Source organism: Bradyrhizobium sp. B120 (assembly GCF_049075665.1).
Lineage (GTDB): Bacteria > Pseudomonadota > Alphaproteobacteria > Rhizobiales > Xanthobacteraceae > Bradyrhizobium.
The window spans coordinates 3,363,825-3,379,927 of the sequence record NZ_CP185242.1 but is presented as its reverse complement, the minus strand read 5'-3'; the positions used below and the strand labels follow the sequence as shown (position 1 = coordinate 3,379,927).

Here is a 16,103-nt window from a genome sequence, read left to right as displayed (position 1 = left end):
TGTTCGATCTCGGGCTCACGCCGCCGACCGCTGGATCGCCGTGCGGCTCACCGCGGCAAATTTGCACAATGTGTTTTCGATGATCTGGCGCGGGATGCCGCGCACGATGAAGACCAGCCGCGAGCGTCGGTCCGCCGACGGCCAGCCCCGTAACGTGATCGGCGGATGGAACACGTGCTGCACGCCATGCACCACGACCGGCGCATCAGGCTGTTCGGCGACATGCACGATCGCCTTGAAGCGCAGCAGGTCCTCGCCCTTGAGCGCCGCGACATAATCGAGCCAGCGTGCAAAGGCGTCGCGCTGGATCGGCTCGTCGATGATCAGGCTGTAGGACGATACATCAGTGTCATGCGCATGGTGGCTGTGACGACCGCAATCTGCGCCATCGCAATCGTGCTCCGCGTGATGATGCGGCGCGTTCGCCGCCTGCGATGCCAGATCGAACCAGCGCACGACATCGGCGGAGCGGGCCGACGGATCGAACAGGCCGGCATCGAGAACCTTTGCCGGGTCCACCATCCCGTTCCGCACGTGCGTGCGCGTCGCGACCGGGTTGATCGCAGCGAGCCGCGCATCGAGCCGCGCAAGCGCATCGTCGCTGGCAAGGTCGGTCTTGGTCACCAGCAGCCGGTCGGCGACCGCGATCTGTCTGACGGCCTCAACGTGCGTCTGGAGGGTGCGCGCGCCGTTGACGGCATCGACGGTCGCGACCACGCCGTCGATCCGATAGCGGTCGACGACATCGGGCGCCGTCATCAGCGTGTGCAGCACCGGCACGGGATCGGCGAGCCCGGTGGTCTCGACCAGCACACGGTGGAACGGCGGGATCGCCCTAGTGGAGCGGCGGGCAGCGAGATCGGCCAGCGTCTCGATCAGGTCCTCGCGCACCGAGCAACAGATGCAGCCATTGTCGAGCAGCGCGAGACGATCCTCGCTGCTCTCGACCAGCAGATGATCCAGCGGCACCTCGCCGAACTCGTTGATGATGGCGACGACGCCATTGAGCTCCGGCTGGCGCAGCAGATGGTTCAGCACCGTGGTCTTGCCGCTGCCGAGGAAGCCGGTGAGCACCGTGACCGGAATCTGATCCACAGCAATCATCACGCACCCCGCTGGTAGACCTTGCGGCCTTCGAAGAAGGTCATCTCGACCCGCGTGTCGGCAAGCTGGTCCGGCGGGATGTCGAAGATCATCTGGTCGAGCACGATCAGATCGGCGGATTTACCCACTTCGATCGAGCCGATCGACTGGCCGAGGCCGGCCGCGCGCGCGGCATCGATGGTGTAGATGTCGATCACGGTGGCGAGATCGAGCGCCTGCTCGGCCCACAGCGACTTGCCGGGAAAATCCCCGGTTGGATTCTGCCGGGTCACCATGCCTTCGATGCCCTGCCAGGGATCGGGGATCGGGATCACCGGCCAGTCCGAGCCGCCGGCCATCAACGCGCCGGCTGCCTTCAGGTCCTTGTTCGGCCAGAAGCGCTGCGCGCGCTCCTCGCCCATCGCGGCCTTGTGCGCCTCGAGGAAGATGGTCGGATACCAGATGATCGGCGACAGATCGGCCGCGACGCCGAGCTCGGCGAAGCGCTTGATGTCATCGGGCGCGATGTAGCTCGCATGCGCGATCTGGTGCACCAGATCGGTCGCCCCGTTGAAGCTGCGCACGACATCGATCGCGTCGAGCGCCTGCGTCACCGCGGCATCGCCCGCGCAATGGATCTTCGCGGCAAGGCCAAGCTTCTCGCAGCGCCCGAGCCAGCGGATCAGGTCGGGTACGGTCAGCATGGTCGATCCGCGGAAGCAGCAGCCGCGTACGGGATCGGCCAGATAGGGCTCGTGGAACGCCGCGGTCTTGGCGCCGGGCACGCCGTCGAGGAACACCTTCACATAGTCCGGCTTCACATGCGCGCCGCGATACTGCTCGCGCAGCGCAAACAGCTCCTCGCCGGCCTTGCCGAACATGAAGCCCGGCTCGACCACCGGCATCGCGCAGACCGCCCAGGCGGTCAGCTCGCCGCGATCATCAAGTCCCTTCAGCGCCGCCATGATCGGCTGCATACTGGCGGCGTCGATGAAGGCGGTGACGCCATACGTGTTCAGGACGGAGATCGAGCGCGCTACTGCCGCACGATCCATCTCGGCCGTGTAGTGACCGGAGGCCGCGAGCGCCCGTTCGACCAGGCCCGAGGCGGCCTCGATCATGATCCCGGTCAGCGTCCCGGTCTTGAGGTCGCGGCCGATCTCGCCGTCGGTCGGATCGGCGGAATCGGCCTGCACGCCGGCCAGCCGCAGCGCCGCCGAGCTCGCCCAGCGATTGTGGTAGGTGTCGTCGCGCAGCACGACCGGATGTCCGAGGCACGCCGCATCCAGCAGCGCGCAGGACTCCGCGGTGTTCATCTCGTTCAGGAGATTGTTGCCGAACTGCCCACCGACGATCCAGGTGCCGGGCGCAGCCACTGAGGCCGCCTTGTGCAATGTCTCGGCGATCCTCGGTACGCTGTCGGCGTTGGAGAAGCGCAGCTCGTAGAGATCGGCCTGCCCGCCCATCATGATGTGATTGTGGATGTCGACGATCCCCGGCATCGCCATGCGTCCACCGAGATCGACGATCTTGGTCCCCTCGCCGATGAGCGACGCGACGTCGCGTTCCTCACCCACCGCGATGAAGCGGCCGGCCTTGACCGCCGCGCATGTCGCCCAGGGCAGCTCCCGGTTCGACGTGTAGATCCGGCCGTTGCGGAAGACCGTGTCGGCGAATGTCCTGTTCATACGGAGCACTTCTCGATTGGGAAAGCCTGCAGCGATCAGCCTTTCGCGGTGCACAGCGGCGAAACCGCGCATGGCGCCGGCATGATCGGCCAAACGTTCGACATGTCGGCATTTGGAACAATCCACCGTCCGGTGGATGCTCCGCCGCCTGCCGCAATGCGGGCAGGCGGCCCTCTCAGTAGCCCAGCGCCAGCCCGTCCTTGCGGTGGTCGGAGGCGCCGAGCAGAACGCCGCGCCCATGGTCGATGCGGATCGCCTGGCAGCCGCCGATCGGCTCCTCGGAGAAGCGGGCATCGTGGCCGCGGGCGCGCAGCTCGTCGCGGATCGCTGGCGATATCGTCGTCTCCAGCGACAACGCGCCGTCGAAGGCAAAGGAGCGCGGTGCCTCGGCCGCCGCCTGGATGTCCATCTTCATGTCGAAGATGTTCGACAGCAGATTGGCATGGCCGGCGGCCTGGTAGTGCCCGCCCATCACCCCGAACGACATCACGGTCTTGCCGTCCTTGCGCAGCAGGCCCGGGATGATGGTGTGCATCGGGCGCTTGCGTGGTCCGAGCGAATTGGGATGTCCGGGCCGGGCGCGAAAGCTCCAGCCGCGGTTGTGCAGCAGGACGCCGGACTTCGGCGCGTAGATGCCGCTGCCGAACGGATAGAACAGCGAGTTGATCAGCGAGACGGCGTTGAGGTCGCGGTCGACCACCGTGACGTAGACGGTGTCGCGATGCTCGATATCGTCCCAAGCCGCGGGCGCGGACGCGCGGCGCATGTCGATCTTGCTGCGGATCCTCCCGATATAATCGTCGGCAAGGAATGCGGCCGGATCGACCTTGCCGGCGGCGGGATCGCAGAAGAAGGCGTCGCGCGTGCGGTAGGCGGCCTTGGTCGCTTCGGCGAGCAGATGGATGCGATCGGCCTGCGCCAGCGCGCCGACATCGAAGCCGGCAAGTGTCCGCAGGATCATCAGCGCCGCCAGGCCCTGCCCATTCGGCGGACACTCGATCACGTCGTGATCATGGTAACGTGCCGAGATCGGCTGCACGTAGTCCGAGGTCTGCGCCGCGAAATCCTCAGTGCTGTGGGCGCCGCCGAGCCCGCGCAAGATGCCGGCCATCTCTTCGGCGGCCTCGCCTGCGTAGAACGCCTCGCGCCCGCGCTGCGCGATCCGGCGCAGGGTCCGGCCAAGTGCAGGCTGCGTGCGGATGTCGCCGACCTCAGGCGCCTTGCCGCCCGGAAGGAACTGCGCAGCCGCATTGGCGTCGATCTCGATCCGCGCCCGGAACCGGCGCCAGTCTTCCGCGACGCGCGGTGTCACGCAAAAGCCCTGCTCGGCCGCCGCGATCGCCGGCCGGAAGATCTCCTCCAGCGACCTGATGCCGTGATCGGTGACCAGCCTGCACCACGCGTCGATGGCGCCCGGCACGGTCACAGCCTCAGGCGCGGTCGGCGGAATGTCGCGCGCGCCGCTGCCGGCAAATTTTCCTGCATCGGTGCCGGCGGGCGTGCGGCCCGAGCCGTTCAGTGCGATCGGCTCGCCGGCCTTCGGCGAATACAGCGCAAAGCAGTCGCCGCCGATCCCGGTCATCTGCGGCTCGACGATGCCCTGCACCGCCACCGCCGCCACGGCGGCATCGACGGCATTGCCACCGGCCTTCAACATCTCGACCGCGGCAAGCGTCGCCTGCGGGTGCGAGGTCGCGGCCATGCCACGCTCCGCAACCGCCACCGAGCGGCCGATGGCCATGAAATCACGCATGTCGGATCCTCAAATGCTGTGAGCGGCAGCCGCTCGCCAACATTGTCGAAAACGACACCGGTCCTTGACGGAGTCTCGGCCGGCTGCGCGGCGAGCGGCAATCCACCTAACGGTGGATCGGTGAATACAGGCGAGGTTTGTCTCGCCGGACGCTTTCCGGACGCGGCGGATTAATCCGACGGCAACGCACAAACCTGTCCGTGAGGAATGATTTGGCCTATCGGAGTAGTTGCGTGTTCGCCGGCTAACTCTGCGGTGGTTAACTGGTTGCCAAGCTCAGAGCGCGATGGCACGCTGTCATGGTCAGTTTGGCTCATGTTTGATTTTCAATGCGGATGTCATCTCGCAAAGAGGTTCATGGCACCAGGCGAAATCAGTTCGGTTGCGGGGCTGGTTGGTTACGCATTGCCGCCCCTCTGATCACACTGTCATGCGGTGTTGTCGTTCGCGATGTGCACGCGGCGTCGCCCACGGAAGAGTCGGGCCCACAGGTGACAGCATCCGAACCGTCGGCTCGAGCCGATGCTCGGCGCGCGCCACAAGGTGCGGACAGAGCGAGCCCCGAGGCTCTGCCTACGACGGAAACCGAGAAGCAATCCGAGCAAGCATCTCAGACGGCCAACGCTGTCGACTCGCTCAAGGCCGCTCCTGACAATGTCGATACGGTCCTGGTCCTGGACGAGTGCTTTGTTGCCGAGGCATGCATCGACCGGTTCCTTGGAGCACTTTACACGCGAGCGCCGAAGACCGACTGGATCGTCGTGTACGAGAAAAAGGACGTAACGATCAAGCGGAAGGGAAAACAGATCACCGTCACTCGCAGCATCCCCAAGCGGGTCGAAAATGACTTCGGATGGAAGGACCCCAACGCAGCAGATAAAGCCGGCATGCCTCTGATGGATTACGTAATCGGAGGGATGGATCGAGCCTTCAAGGGAAAGCTGTTCTATTTGCTCCATGCAGCGGAACAGGCCGGACTGGCGCCTGGGATCACAAGCGGATTCCGAGATGACTATCGCCAATCAATCGCAAGCGGGCTGAAGGCCGCGAATGACAAGTCCTATCACGGTGGCAGTTCGCGAGGAGGCTATGGTCACGGGCTCGCCGCAGACGTCATCAGCATGAACGGCGGGAGCAAGGACGAGCGCGTAATCGAGACCAAGCGATTATGGAAATGGATCGACGAACACGAAAAGCAGTTCGGAATTGGACGTCCATATTTGAATGGAGACCCAGCGCATCTCGGACCAGTCGACGGCCAGGAATACGTAGCTCATCGTTCAGCACCGAGCCACGCCAGGCTGATCGGCAAGCGACACACCCGAATTGCAGCATCTTCAAGGCATGGCGTGAAAACGCGAGCAAAGTCAAACGCAGCGACGAAGCCCGCGACAACGAAAATCAGCTCGCGCCTGTGATCGACGCGCCTGTCGCCGCGCTTCGAATGTGCGCTCCGGCGAGCCCCAACTCAGGGGGTGAGCTGGGGCTCACGGCGGCTTTGGAGACTGTAGCGGCCAGCCTCCAGCTATGACGTTACGCCTCTCCCCTGAATTTCATCCACCAGGAACCGCAATTGCTGCGCCGCGCTACTACCTTTGCGCTGCCGAGTCTGCTCACCAGAGATCTGTTACTCAGAGCTAGTTCAGAATGGCAATTGTCGCGCGCAACTGTCGATTTTACTATGTCCTCAGTCGTGCGGATTGGCCGACGTCAACCCCACACCCCGACCATGCACATCGCGCGATCAGGGATCGCCGCTTCGGCCCACGGAGCGACGGTCCCGCCCCATTCGGGATGCGACAAACTACCCCGACGGGCAACTCAGCAAAAACGTGTCAACCCCTCGCCATCAAAATAATTCGGTTTATCGGAACAGCAACTCAGTGTATGGTTGACGCATCTCACCCGATCGAGGGGTGCTGCGCGTCGTCACGGGTGTTGCGGTGAGATGCGGTGGACGTTGATTGCGCAACTGACGAGTGCGCACGAGACGGACGGTGAAGTCGTGTGGTCCTGACGCCCTAGTGGTAGGTGTCCTCTCGCAGAACGCGCGAGCGTCTTGTGAAGGCGGTGACAACCAAGCCCAGTCTCGCCGGGGAGAGCACGAAGTAAGCCGTAAGCCATCGCGCAGGGAAAGCCGGGTTGTTTCCGGTTACACCTGTGGTCCTACCCCCGAGCTTTCTACCTTTTGCTCGGGGCCCATGGGTGCGATCGGCACCCGGCTTTCCCTGCGCCCTCTGATCAAGAGAGGGCGAGATGAGATGCAAAGCTCGGACAATCATGTCGCGAGAATGCGGAAGTTTGCCTCACAAGCGGTGCAACAAACTCAGTGTCGTCCCGGCCTTGAGCCGGGACCCATAACCACTGAAGGTGATTGTTGCGCGACGCTGGGGCCACGGCCCCCTTTAACAACACGACCCTGTGGTTATGGGTCCCTGCTTTCGCAGGGACGACGGGGAGGAAACAGCCGCGCCCTAATGCGGCCGCGACATCAGCGCCACGACGGCGGAGCGAGTCTCGACGCCGAGTTTCTCGAAGATATGGATCAGATGCGTCTTCACCGTCGCAAGACCGATGCTCAGACACTCGCCGATCTCGCGGTTGGTGCGGCCGCAGCACAACAGCTCGACCACTTCCATCTCGCGCGAGGTCAGTCCGTAGCGCGCCGGCTCGTCGGGATTCGGGGACAGGCGGCTGGTCAGGTTGAACTCGAGGTAGTCGTGGATCTTCTCGGCAATGTGCATGCTGCCGTCGGGAATCGTGCAGCCCGGCGCCCAGAGCACGCTCATTCCGGCCACGATCCGGTCGTTGCGGCGGAAGAAGAACTCGATCATGTCGGCGACGCCGCATTGGCCGGCGAACGCACGGTAGGTCGCCGCCTCCAGGGACGCGCATTGGTCAAGGGCGACGCTCAGCCGGGCAATCGGCCGGTTGCTCGCGGAGCGCGGATGCAACGGATCGAGCCGGTTCATGCCGGCAAGATACTGGTCGTGGAAGCTCGGCGGAACGTTGCTAGAGAGCACGAAGCGGTTGAGGGTCAAATTGCCGTCGACTTCGTAGAACGCAGTCGCCGACCCTTCGAGAATCCCGCGCGCGAACTGGATGGCCTGTGTGGTTGCCGGATCCGGTCGGCCCAGAAGCGCGATCATGACCTACCTCCCGATGTTTCCCGATGGCGAACGTCTGCGCGTCGCATGCTCGGCACGCTGAGACAGACGCGGGGCATAGTCAAGCAATTTGCGGGCCAAGCCCACATCCCGGAAACGGTTACGCCGGAGTAACCCGATGCCCCCCTCCACCATCCGGTTGATTGCAAGCGGCGCGACCGATACGGAACTTCTGCACGTCCCCGGTATCATTATTGGATCCACAATGAATTCGCGTCGCATCATGGCCGCCTTCCCGTCGTCGGCCGACGAACAAGTCACGCTCGCCAACTGGCGTCAGCATCCCTTCAGCGAGTGGGCATTCCGCAATGTCCGCGAACTGCTGCCCACCGCCAACATCGCGCGCGCCTCGACGCCGGCCCCGCTATCCTTTGCGCCGCGCTATCTCGACGACGTCAGCTTCGTTAACCCGCGCGGCGAGACGGTCGGCGTCGGCCAGGCCCTGCGCGCAAGCCACACCGACGGCATCGTCGTGTCGCATCGCGGACAGGTCGCTTTCGAATGGTATGCCCACGGCCTGACGCCGGACACCCCGCATCTGATCTTCTCGGTCAGCAAGTCGGTCGCGGGAACGCTTGGCGGCATCCTGGCCGATCACGGCAAGCTCGATCCCGACGCGCCGGTGACGCGCTACATCCCGGAGATGGAGGGATCGGTCTATGGCGGCGGCTGCACGGTGCGGCACCTGCTCGACATGAGCGTCGGCATCCGCTTCGACGAGGATTATATGGCGCGCGACGGCGACGTCATGAACTACCGGCGCTCGACCGGCTGGGAGCCGCCCGACCCGACCGTGCCGCCGACCAACCTACGCGACTATCTGCGCACCCTGCGGCCGAACGGTACGCCGCACGGGCAGACCTTCCACTACGTCTCGACCAACACCGACGTGCTCGGCTGGGTCTATGAGCGCGCCTGCGGCATGTCCTACGCGAAGATTCTCGCGCACTATCTGTGGCAACCGATGGGCGCCGAGCACGACGCCTACATCGCCGTCGACTCGCGCGGCGCGGCGCGCGTCGCCGGCGGCATCTGCGCGACACTGCGCGATCTCGCCCGTTTCGGCGAGATGATGCGCAACCACGGCATCAGCAACGGACGGCAGGTCGTACCGGGCTGGTGGGTCGACGACATCAGGCAGAACGGCAATGCCGAGGCCTGGTCGCGCGGCGACCTGACCAAGGTGTTTCCGAACGGCAACTACCGCAACAAGTGGTACACGATTGATCGCAACGAAACCCCGTTCGCCGCGGTCGGCATCCATGGCCAGTGGATCTACATCGATCCGGAGAGCGAGACCGTGATCGCGCGCGTCTCCTCGCAACCGCTGCCAATGGACCTCGATCTCGATCACATGTGGATGCGCGGCTATCGCGCGATCGCAGCCAGGCTTGCCGGCGAGGCCTGACGGGGCGCGACGGCGGGAGTCAACGACGACGCGCTAATCGATCGGCGGCCGCCGCGTATGCCAGTCCGTCACCGACTGGAATGCGGCGCCGGCGCGGACCAGCACGTCTTCGGAGAGATGCGGACCGACCAGCTGCATGCTGAGCGGCATCTGGTCCGACGCCATGCCCATCGGCAGCGTGATGGTCGGGCTGCCCGAGAAGTCGAACACCGCCGTGAAGCGCAGAATGTTCAAGAGGACGTTGGGATCGGCGCCGTACTCGCTCATCTTGATGAGCGTCGGGATCGGTACCGGCATCGTGGGGATCAACAGGAGATCGATATCCTCGAACATCGCAGCGAGGCTGCCTGCGAACTTCAGCCGCTCGTGATGGATCGCGGCGATATCGACGCCGCTCGTCGCCCTGCCCTGCTCGATCAGCTGCGCGAGGTCCGGACCATATTCCGACTTCCGCGACGGGTAGGTGTCCAGATGCGCCTCAGCCGTTTCCACCGAGCACATCGCAATCCACTGGCTGACCAGCTTCTGATAGGGCGGGAAATGCACCTCGCGGATGTCGGCGCCGAGATCGGCCAGCGTGCGCTCGGCCTGCACCAGGGCGGCGACGACCTGCCGATCGATCCCCTCCTGGGTGTACCTGCGATCGACGCCGATCCTCAAGCCCCGGATGCTCCGGCCTGCGCCGGCCAGATAGTTCGGCACCGGCGCCCGCAAGGCGGTCGGATCGTTGGCGTCCGCGCCGGCGATGACGCCGAGCATTGCCGCGGCGTCGGCAGCGCTGCGGCACATCGGTCCGACGTGATCGAGCGAGTCCGCCAACGGGAAGACCCCGTATCGGCTGACGCGGCCCCAGGTCGGCTTGATGCCGGTCAGGCCGCAGGTCGCCGACGGAAACCTGATCGAGCCGCCGGTGTCGCTGCCGATCGAGCCGTAGCAGAGCCCCGCCGACGTCGCGACGCCCGATCCGCTCGAAGAGGAGCCGACCCAGTAGTTCACATTCCACGGATTGAGCGGGGCCTGAACGGCCGGATGGTGGCTGGTATAGGCGCCCTCCGTCATCTTGAGCTTGCCGAGCGTCACCGCACCGGCGACTTCGAGGCGGTCCACGATCGTGGCGCTGAACGACGGCACGAACTTCGCATGGATCGTGGTGCCGCCGGCGGTCGGCGCGAACGACGTGTAGCAGAGGTCCTTCAGCCCGATCGGAACGCCGTGCAGCGGGCCGCGCCAGATGCCTTTGGCGATCTCGGCATCACGCTGCTTGGCCTGCGCCATGGCCCGCTCCGCAAGGACGAGCGCGTAGCCGTGAAACTGCCCATCGAGCTTCGCGATCCGGCCGAGGATCGCCTCCGTGATCTCCGAGGCCTTCACCTCGCCACGGCGCATGAGCCCGGAGATCTCGGTGATGGACTTGTAGTGCAATGGATCCGCTGACATGTCGTTGTCGCCCCGGCTAGAACTGAACACCGCGCGTCAAGGCGCCGTCCACGACGAGATTGGTCCCCGTGATGAAGCTCGCCGCCCTGCTCGCCAGGAACACCGCAGCATTCGCCATCTCCTGCGGCGTACCCATGCGGCCGGTCGGGTTGAGCGCCAGCGCGGTCTTGTACAGTTCGGGATTGCCGTCCTTGATCATGTTCCAGACGCCGCCCTCGAAATAGGTGTTGCCCGGCGACACCGAATTGGCCCGGATGCCCTTGGCCGCAAGCTGGAAGGCAAGGCCCTGCGTGTAGTGGATGATCGCGGCCTTGAACGTCCCGTAAGGACCGCTGGCGAAATCGACCTCGCGTCCCGATACGCTGGCGATGGTGACGATCGCCGCCGCCGCGCTCTTCTCGAGATACGGCATCGCCGCATTGACGAGGCGCACCGTCCCCATCATGTCGGTGGAGAATTCCTTCTCCCAGCTCTGCTCGTCCTGCCCGATCGACAGCGCGCTGACATTGGCGACCACGACATCGATGCCGCCGAGCTTCGACGCCATGTCGGCGACCCAGGCCTTGAGTGCCGGTCCGTTCGAGACGTCGACCGCACCGCCGAATGCCGCGACGCCCTTGGCCTTGATCGCGGCGACCGCGGCGTCGACATCAGCCTGGTTGCGCGCGCAGATGCCGACATTGGCACCCTCGGCCGCGAACGTGTCGGCGATCGCGCGCCCGATTCCCTTGGTGCTGCCGGTCACGAGAACCTTTGCTCCCTTGAGTCCCAGATCCATATCCATTCCCTCCGTTGTTATCGATTGTTGAACGCGCACTTCCTCACCACATGGCGTGGCCGATCAAAGCAGCAGCTGCGCGCGAACATTGTCCGCGTTGACCTCCTCGCCGGCCAGCGATCGCGTGATCTTGCCCTTTTCCATGATGTAGCAGCGCTGGGCGATCGCCAGGATGGTGTCGAGGTTCTGCTCGACGAAGATGATCGTCGTCCCAAGCTCGGTGCGGAACGATTGCAGCGCCTCGCAGATGTGCTGCACGATCGAGGGCTGGACGCCCTCGGACGGCTCGTCGAGGATCATCAAGGAGGGATTGCCGATCAGCGCGCGGCCGATTGCAAGCTGCTGCTGCTCGCCGCCCGACATGGTGCCCGCGATCTGGCGCCGACGCTCTTTCAGGCGCGGAAAATACGTATAGACCACCTCCGGCAGCTTCTTTCCGTCGGGTCCGCCGATCAGCTCGCCGACCTGCAAGTTCTCCTCGACACTCATTTGCGGAAACACGTCGCGGCCCTGCGGGATGTAGCCGAAGCCGGCGCGCGCCCGCGCATCGGCCTCGAGCTGCGTGACATCCTGATCCATGAAGGTGATGGTGCCACGCCAGCTCTGCAGCAGCCCGATCAGGCAGCGCATCAGGGTCGACTTGCCGACGCCGTTGCGGCCGATCACGCCGACGATCTCGCCGCGCGCAACCTGCATGCTGACGCCCTGCAGGATCGGCGTCGCCCCGTAGCCCGCCCAAAGTCCCGATACGTCCAGGATGCGATCAGTGGGCATGGGTCTTACCCAAATAGATTTCCGCGACCTTCTCGTCTTCAAGGATGGCTTCCAGATTGCCGCGCGCGAAGATCTTGCCAAGATGCAGAACGGTGACGCGCTGGGCGACCTGACGCACGAACGCCATGTCGTGCTCGACGACCAGAACCGTCATGCCCTCGGCATTGAACGACTTGATCAGCTCGCCGGTCTTGTAGGTCTCTTCCGGCGACATGCCGGCGGTCGGCTCGTCCAGCAACAGAAGCTGCGGCTGCAATGCCAACGCCATCCCGATCTCCAGCCATTGCTGCTGGCCGTGCGACAGCGCACCGGCGAGCTTGCCAGAGTCCTCGGCCAGATTGAGCAGCGCCAGCAGCCGCTCCTCCTCAGCCCGGCATTCCGCGCCCGAGAGACGTTCCTGCAGCGCGATCTGGATGTTCTGCCGCACCGGCAATTCCTTGAACACGCTCGGCGCCTGCATCTTGATGCTCATGCCACGCTGCACTCGCGCGTAGGGCCGCTCGGCGGTGATATCGATGGAGTCGAAGAAGATGCTGCCCGTGGTCGGCGGATAAAGGCCGACGATCAGCTTGAACAGCGTGCTCTTCCCGGCCCCGTTGGGACCAATCAGGCAATGGACCTCGCCGGCATTGACCGTCAGGTCGACGTCGGAGACGGCGGTCAATCCACCGAAGCGCTTGGAGACGCCTTTCACATCGACCAGCGCCATGGTTCAGGTCTCATCCGATTGCAGACGGCCGGCATCCGCCAGCGCGGGAGCCTCGTCGCGCCGCCGGCGCCTGGACCACCAGCCGACGACGAGCTTGCCGATACCAAGCACAAAGCCTTGCGGCGCCAGCATCACGGTGGCGAGCAGGAGCACGCCCATCAGCACCAGCGCCGCCTGCTGGCTGTAGACCGTGATGGTCTGGAAGCCGAACAGCAGCAGGAACGACCCGACCAGGGTCGCGGTCAGATCATTGCGCCCGGAGAACGCGACCCACACGATCGGCATCGCGGCCGCGGGCAGACCGATGCTGGACGGCGTGATGAACTGCCCCCAGGACGTGTAGAGCGCGCCGCTGAGGCCTGCGAGACCGCTGCCGATCACGAATGTCAGCAGCTGATACTTGCGGACGTCGTAGCCGAGCATCTCGGCGCGCTGCGGGTTCTCCCGCGTCGCCACGATCACATTGCCGACGCTCGAGTTCACCAACATGCGCAGCGCGATGTAGACGATCACGATCAATGCGATCATGAGGTAATAGAGCGCCGATCCCTCAACATCGAAGCTGCCGACCGTGAGCGGGTCCATTCCCTTCATGCCGTTGAAGCCGTTCAGCCGCGCCGGACCGATATGCCATTCCGGCCCGGCCGTCTGCCCGAGGAAGAAAGCCAGCACCAGCGTTGCCGACAGCGTCACGATGCCGAAGAAAATCCCGCTGATCCCACCCCAGATCATAAAATAGCCGAGGACCCCCGCCGCCATCATCGCGATGACAACCGAGAGCACGAGCGCGGCGATGGTGGCCGTTCCCCCGCCCATGTTGATGGCGAGCACGCCGTAGCCGTAGCCTGCGATGCCGAAGAAGAAGGTTTGGCCAAACGATAGCATGCCGCCGTAGCCCCACATCAGGCAGAGGCCGAGCGCCATGAAGATCCAGATCAGGAAGTAGGCAAAGTTGCCGACATCATAGGAGTCGGCGAACAGCGGATAGATCAGCGCCCCGGCCAACACGGCAAGGAAGCAGGACCAGAAGATCTTTCCGCGTCCGAGCGTCTGCGGACCGTCGAGCAGCTTGAACATCAGAACTTCCCGTCTAGCGCCCACGACGAACCAGCACGCTGGATAGCCCTTCAGGCAGCACCCGTATGATCAGGATGACGGCAAACAGCATGCCGATCTGCCCGATGATCTGCCCGTAGCTCGCATTCAACGCCATCCTAATCATGGCCAGGAACACCGCCGCCGGTGCGGTTCCGAGCAGGACATTGGCGCCGCCGATCACGACGGTGACAAAGCTCTCGACCACGAAAGTCGCGCCCATGGTCGGGATCAGCGTCATGGTCGGCGCATACAGCGCACCGCAGAGCCCCGCGAGCGCCGTGCCGATGCCGAAGCTGATCGAATAGATTCGCCCGGTGCGCGCGCCGAGCGCCTTGGCCATTGCCGCGTTCTGCATCGTGGCCCGCGCGATCACGCCAAAGCGCGTCTTCATGAAGATGATGTAGAGCCCGGCCAGCACCGCCACCGCACAGCCGAACAGCACGAGGCGATAGGTCGAGAACGTGTAGCCGCCGATCGCAAAGCTTCCTTCCGGCGTACCGATGCCGCGCACCGCGGACCCGACAATCAGCAGCATCGACTGCGTCACGATCAGGCTGAGGCCCCAGGTTGCCAGCAGCGAGTCGAGCGGGCGCTTGTAAAAGCGCCGCACGATCAGGTACTCGACGATCATGCCGATGATCCCCGCGGTCAGCGCGGCCAAAATCTGGGCGATCGGCAGCGGCACACCGAGATTCACGAGCCCGACCGTCACATAGGCCCCGCACATGATGAACTCGCCATGCGCCATGTTGATGACGCCCATCATGCCGAACACGATGGCAAGGCCCGCCGCCGACAGGATCAGGAACGCGAAGACGTCGGCGAACTGATAGAATACCGAGAAGAGTTCAGCCGACATTCCGCTCTCCGTGATCACGGCGCCGCATCATTGCGGCGCCGGTTCGCTTCAAAGCCGTGATGCAAGACACGAGCAAGATTCGTGCCCGCTTGCATCACGATTTGCTGGGAAGATGACTCGGCGTGTACTGATCCTTGTCGTTCTTCTTGGTGAGGTCGCAGCCGATCTCGCCGAGCCAGTATGGCTGGATCGTTCCGTAGTCCTTCTCGACCGTCACCTCATGCTTCGGCCCGACCGAGATCAGGCGCATGCGGTGCGACGTATGCTGGCTCTTCGGATCGATGCAGACCTTGCCCTCGGGTGCGTCGATGCAGGCATCACCGGTCGCGATCACCTTGCGCATGTCCTCGAGCTTGGTCGACTTCGCCTTCTCGACCAGCGCCTTGTACATGTAGAGCGCGTTATAGGCATTGTAGCCCATGTCGTTGATATAGAGCTCGTCGGGGAACTTGGCGTGCCAGCGCTTCTTGAAGTCGTTGGCTTCGGGCGTGTCGATCTCCTCGAACCAGTTGGCGGTCGCATGCATGTTGTTGAGCGCCGGCGGCTTGAACCGCTTGTGCTCGAAGCCGAGCATGACCTTGATCGAAGACCCCATCGGCAGATTGAGGTTGGCGGCGGCCGCCTGCTCGAAGAACGAGTCCTGCGCGGCGCCGACGTTGATCGTCAGCAGCCAATCCGGCTTCGCCTTCTGGATGTTCTGGATCGTCTGCGCGAATTGCGACACGCCGAGCGGGATGAACTCCTCGCCCACGACCTCGCCGCCGAGGTCCTTCATGATCTTGCGGTTCCACTCCGCCGAGATCTGGCCGAAATTATAATCTGCCGCGATGACATAGACCTTCTTGCCGAACTTCTGGACCATCCAGGGGATCAGCGTCGAGAACTGCTGCTCCGGCACCGCGCCCATGCTGACCATGGAAGCATCGCAGACGCCGCCTTCATACTGGTTGGTGTAGAAGTACGGCGTGGTGGTGCGATCGACGATCGGACGCAGCGCCTCGCGCGATGCCGAGGTGATGCCGCCGATCAGCACGTCGACCTTGTCGCGGTTGAGCAGCCTTCGGCCGAACTCCTGATAGCGGGCATTGTCACCTTGGGGATCAAGGTGAATCAGCTCGATCTGGCGGCCGAGAATGCCGCCGCTCTTGTTGATCTCCTCGACCGCGAGCTGCGATCCATGCAGCTTCGGCATGCCCATGAATGCAAGGTCGCCGGAGACGTCCTCCAGCAAGCCAACCTTCAACGGCGGGTCGGCCGCCCGAGCAGCACCAATGACTGCCGTCCCGAGCACGGCACCAAGCAAAGCCATTCCAAATATACGCCCCGAATTCATCGCGATGTTCCTTGTT

13 protein-coding genes are annotated in these 16,103 nt (G+C 64.2%); 2 read left to right on the top strand and 11 right to left on the bottom strand.

Annotated features, from left to right (window positions below; translation table 11 throughout):
- Positions 1-15: 15 nt before the first annotated feature.
- The 3 genes from ACOIX3_RS15285 to ACOIX3_RS15275 all read right to left on the bottom strand — a co-directional run bounded on the left by ACOIX3_RS15285 (position 16) and on the right by ACOIX3_RS15275 (position 4,524).
- Positions 16-1,104, bottom strand: a complete 1,089-nt coding sequence (locus tag ACOIX3_RS15285; RefSeq protein ID WP_420970637.1) for a CobW family GTP-binding protein — start codon at positions 1,102-1,104, stop codon at positions 16-18.
- Complete coding sequence (locus tag ACOIX3_RS15280) at positions 1,104-2,771, bottom strand: amidohydrolase (RefSeq protein WP_420970636.1); 1,668 nt, start codon at positions 2,769-2,771, stop codon at positions 1,104-1,106. The genes ACOIX3_RS15285 and ACOIX3_RS15280 overlap by 1 nt, the downstream gene beginning before the upstream one ends.
- Positions 2,772-2,946: 175 nt before the next feature.
- Positions 2,947-4,524, bottom strand: a complete 1,578-nt coding sequence (locus ACOIX3_RS15275; RefSeq protein WP_420970635.1) for a gamma-glutamyltransferase family protein — start codon at positions 4,522-4,524, stop codon at positions 2,947-2,949.
- Between the two features lie 491 nt (positions 4,525-5,015).
- On the opposite strand from ACOIX3_RS15275, the gene ACOIX3_RS15270 reads away from it, so the two are divergent.
- Entirely contained in the window at positions 5,016-5,942 is a 927-nt protein-coding gene (locus ACOIX3_RS15270; protein ID WP_420970634.1) for a D-alanyl-D-alanine carboxypeptidase family protein, read from the top strand.
- Between the two features lie 1,056 nt (positions 5,943-6,998).
- On the opposite strand, the gene ACOIX3_RS15265 is transcribed toward ACOIX3_RS15270, so the two are convergent.
- Entirely contained in the window at positions 6,999-7,673 is a 675-nt protein-coding gene (locus tag ACOIX3_RS15265) for a response regulator transcription factor (protein WP_420970633.1), read from the bottom strand.
- A gap of 223 nt (positions 7,674-7,896) precedes the next feature.
- On the opposite strand from ACOIX3_RS15265, the gene ACOIX3_RS15260 reads away from it, so the two are divergent.
- Complete coding sequence (locus tag ACOIX3_RS15260) at positions 7,897-9,099, top strand: serine hydrolase domain-containing protein (protein WP_420970632.1); 1,203 nt, start codon at positions 7,897-7,899, stop codon at positions 9,097-9,099.
- 33 nt (positions 9,100-9,132) lie between these two features.
- Here ACOIX3_RS15260 and ACOIX3_RS15255 read toward each other — a convergent pair whose 3' ends face one another.
- The 7 genes from ACOIX3_RS15255 to ACOIX3_RS15225 form a co-directional block, all read right to left on the bottom strand.
- Positions 9,133-10,536 (bottom strand): amidase, encoded by a 1,404-nt coding sequence (locus ACOIX3_RS15255; protein WP_420970630.1) that lies wholly within the window; start codon positions 10,534-10,536, stop codon positions 9,133-9,135.
- Between the two features lie 16 nt (positions 10,537-10,552).
- Positions 10,553-11,314 carry an SDR family NAD(P)-dependent oxidoreductase gene (locus ACOIX3_RS15250; RefSeq protein WP_420970629.1) on the bottom strand — a complete coding sequence of 254 codons (762 nt, stop codon included), beginning with the start codon at positions 11,312-11,314 and terminating at the stop codon, positions 10,553-10,555.
- Positions 11,315-11,377: 63 nt separating this feature from the next.
- A complete protein-coding gene (locus tag ACOIX3_RS15245) occupies positions 11,378-12,088 on the bottom strand; it encodes an ABC transporter ATP-binding protein (protein WP_420970628.1) in 711 nt (236 codons plus the stop codon).
- Positions 12,078-12,797, bottom strand: a complete 720-nt coding sequence (locus ACOIX3_RS15240) for an ATP-binding cassette domain-containing protein (protein ID WP_420970626.1) — start codon at positions 12,795-12,797, stop codon at positions 12,078-12,080. The genes ACOIX3_RS15245 and ACOIX3_RS15240 overlap by 11 nt, the downstream gene beginning before the upstream one ends.
- Before the next feature lie 3 nt (positions 12,798-12,800).
- On the bottom strand, positions 12,801-13,874 hold the full coding sequence (locus tag ACOIX3_RS15235) for a branched-chain amino acid ABC transporter permease (RefSeq protein WP_420970625.1): 1,074 nt from the start codon (positions 13,872-13,874) through the stop codon (positions 12,801-12,803).
- 13 nt (positions 13,875-13,887) lie between these two features.
- Complete coding sequence (locus ACOIX3_RS15230) at positions 13,888-14,754, bottom strand: ABC transporter permease subunit (protein WP_092125405.1); 867 nt, start codon at positions 14,752-14,754, stop codon at positions 13,888-13,890.
- 94 nt (positions 14,755-14,848) lie between these two features.
- The gene (locus ACOIX3_RS15225) at positions 14,849-16,063 is read right to left on the bottom strand and encodes an urea ABC transporter substrate-binding protein (RefSeq protein WP_420970623.1); all 1,215 of its coding nucleotides are present in this window, start codon (positions 16,061-16,063) and stop codon (positions 14,849-14,851) included.
- Between the last annotated feature and the right edge of the window lie 40 nt (positions 16,064-16,103).

Excerpts from the sequence above, each read along its gene's own strand:
- ACOIX3_RS15245 (WP_420970628.1), bottom strand. The coding sequence starts at position 12,088 with ATGCCCACTGATCGCATCCTGGACGTATCGGGACTTTGGGCGGGCTAC.
- ACOIX3_RS15250 (WP_420970629.1), bottom strand. The coding sequence starts at position 11,314 with ATGGATCTGGGACTCAAGGGAGCAAAGGTTCTCGTGACCGGCAGCACC.
- ACOIX3_RS15265 (WP_420970633.1), bottom strand. The coding sequence starts at position 7,673 with ATGATCGCGCTTCTGGGCCGACCGGATCCGGCAACCACACAGGCCATC.
- ACOIX3_RS15255 (WP_420970630.1), bottom strand. The coding sequence starts at position 10,536 with ATGTCAGCGGATCCATTGCACTACAAGTCCATCACCGAGATCTCCGGG.
- ACOIX3_RS15280 (WP_420970636.1), bottom strand. The coding sequence starts at position 2,771 with ATGAACAGGACATTCGCCGACACGGTCTTCCGCAACGGCCGGATCTAC.
- ACOIX3_RS15230 (WP_092125405.1), bottom strand. The coding sequence starts at position 14,754 with ATGTCGGCTGAACTCTTCTCGGTATTCTATCAGTTCGCCGACGTCTTC.
- ACOIX3_RS15235 (WP_420970625.1), bottom strand. The coding sequence starts at position 13,874 with ATGTTCAAGCTGCTCGACGGTCCGCAGACGCTCGGACGCGGAAAGATC.
- ACOIX3_RS15275 (WP_420970635.1), bottom strand. The coding sequence starts at position 4,524 with ATGCGTGATTTCATGGCCATCGGCCGCTCGGTGGCGGTTGCGGAGCGT.
- ACOIX3_RS15225 (WP_420970623.1), bottom strand. The coding sequence starts at position 16,063 with ATGGCTTTGCTTGGTGCCGTGCTCGGGACGGCAGTCATTGGTGCTGCT.
- ACOIX3_RS15260 (WP_420970632.1), top strand. The coding sequence starts at position 7,897 with ATGAATTCGCGTCGCATCATGGCCGCCTTCCCGTCGTCGGCCGACGAA.
- ACOIX3_RS15285 (WP_420970637.1), bottom strand. The coding sequence starts at position 1,104 with ATGATTGCTGTGGATCAGATTCCGGTCACGGTGCTCACCGGCTTCCTC.
- ACOIX3_RS15240 (WP_420970626.1), bottom strand. The coding sequence starts at position 12,797 with ATGGCGCTGGTCGATGTGAAAGGCGTCTCCAAGCGCTTCGGTGGATTG.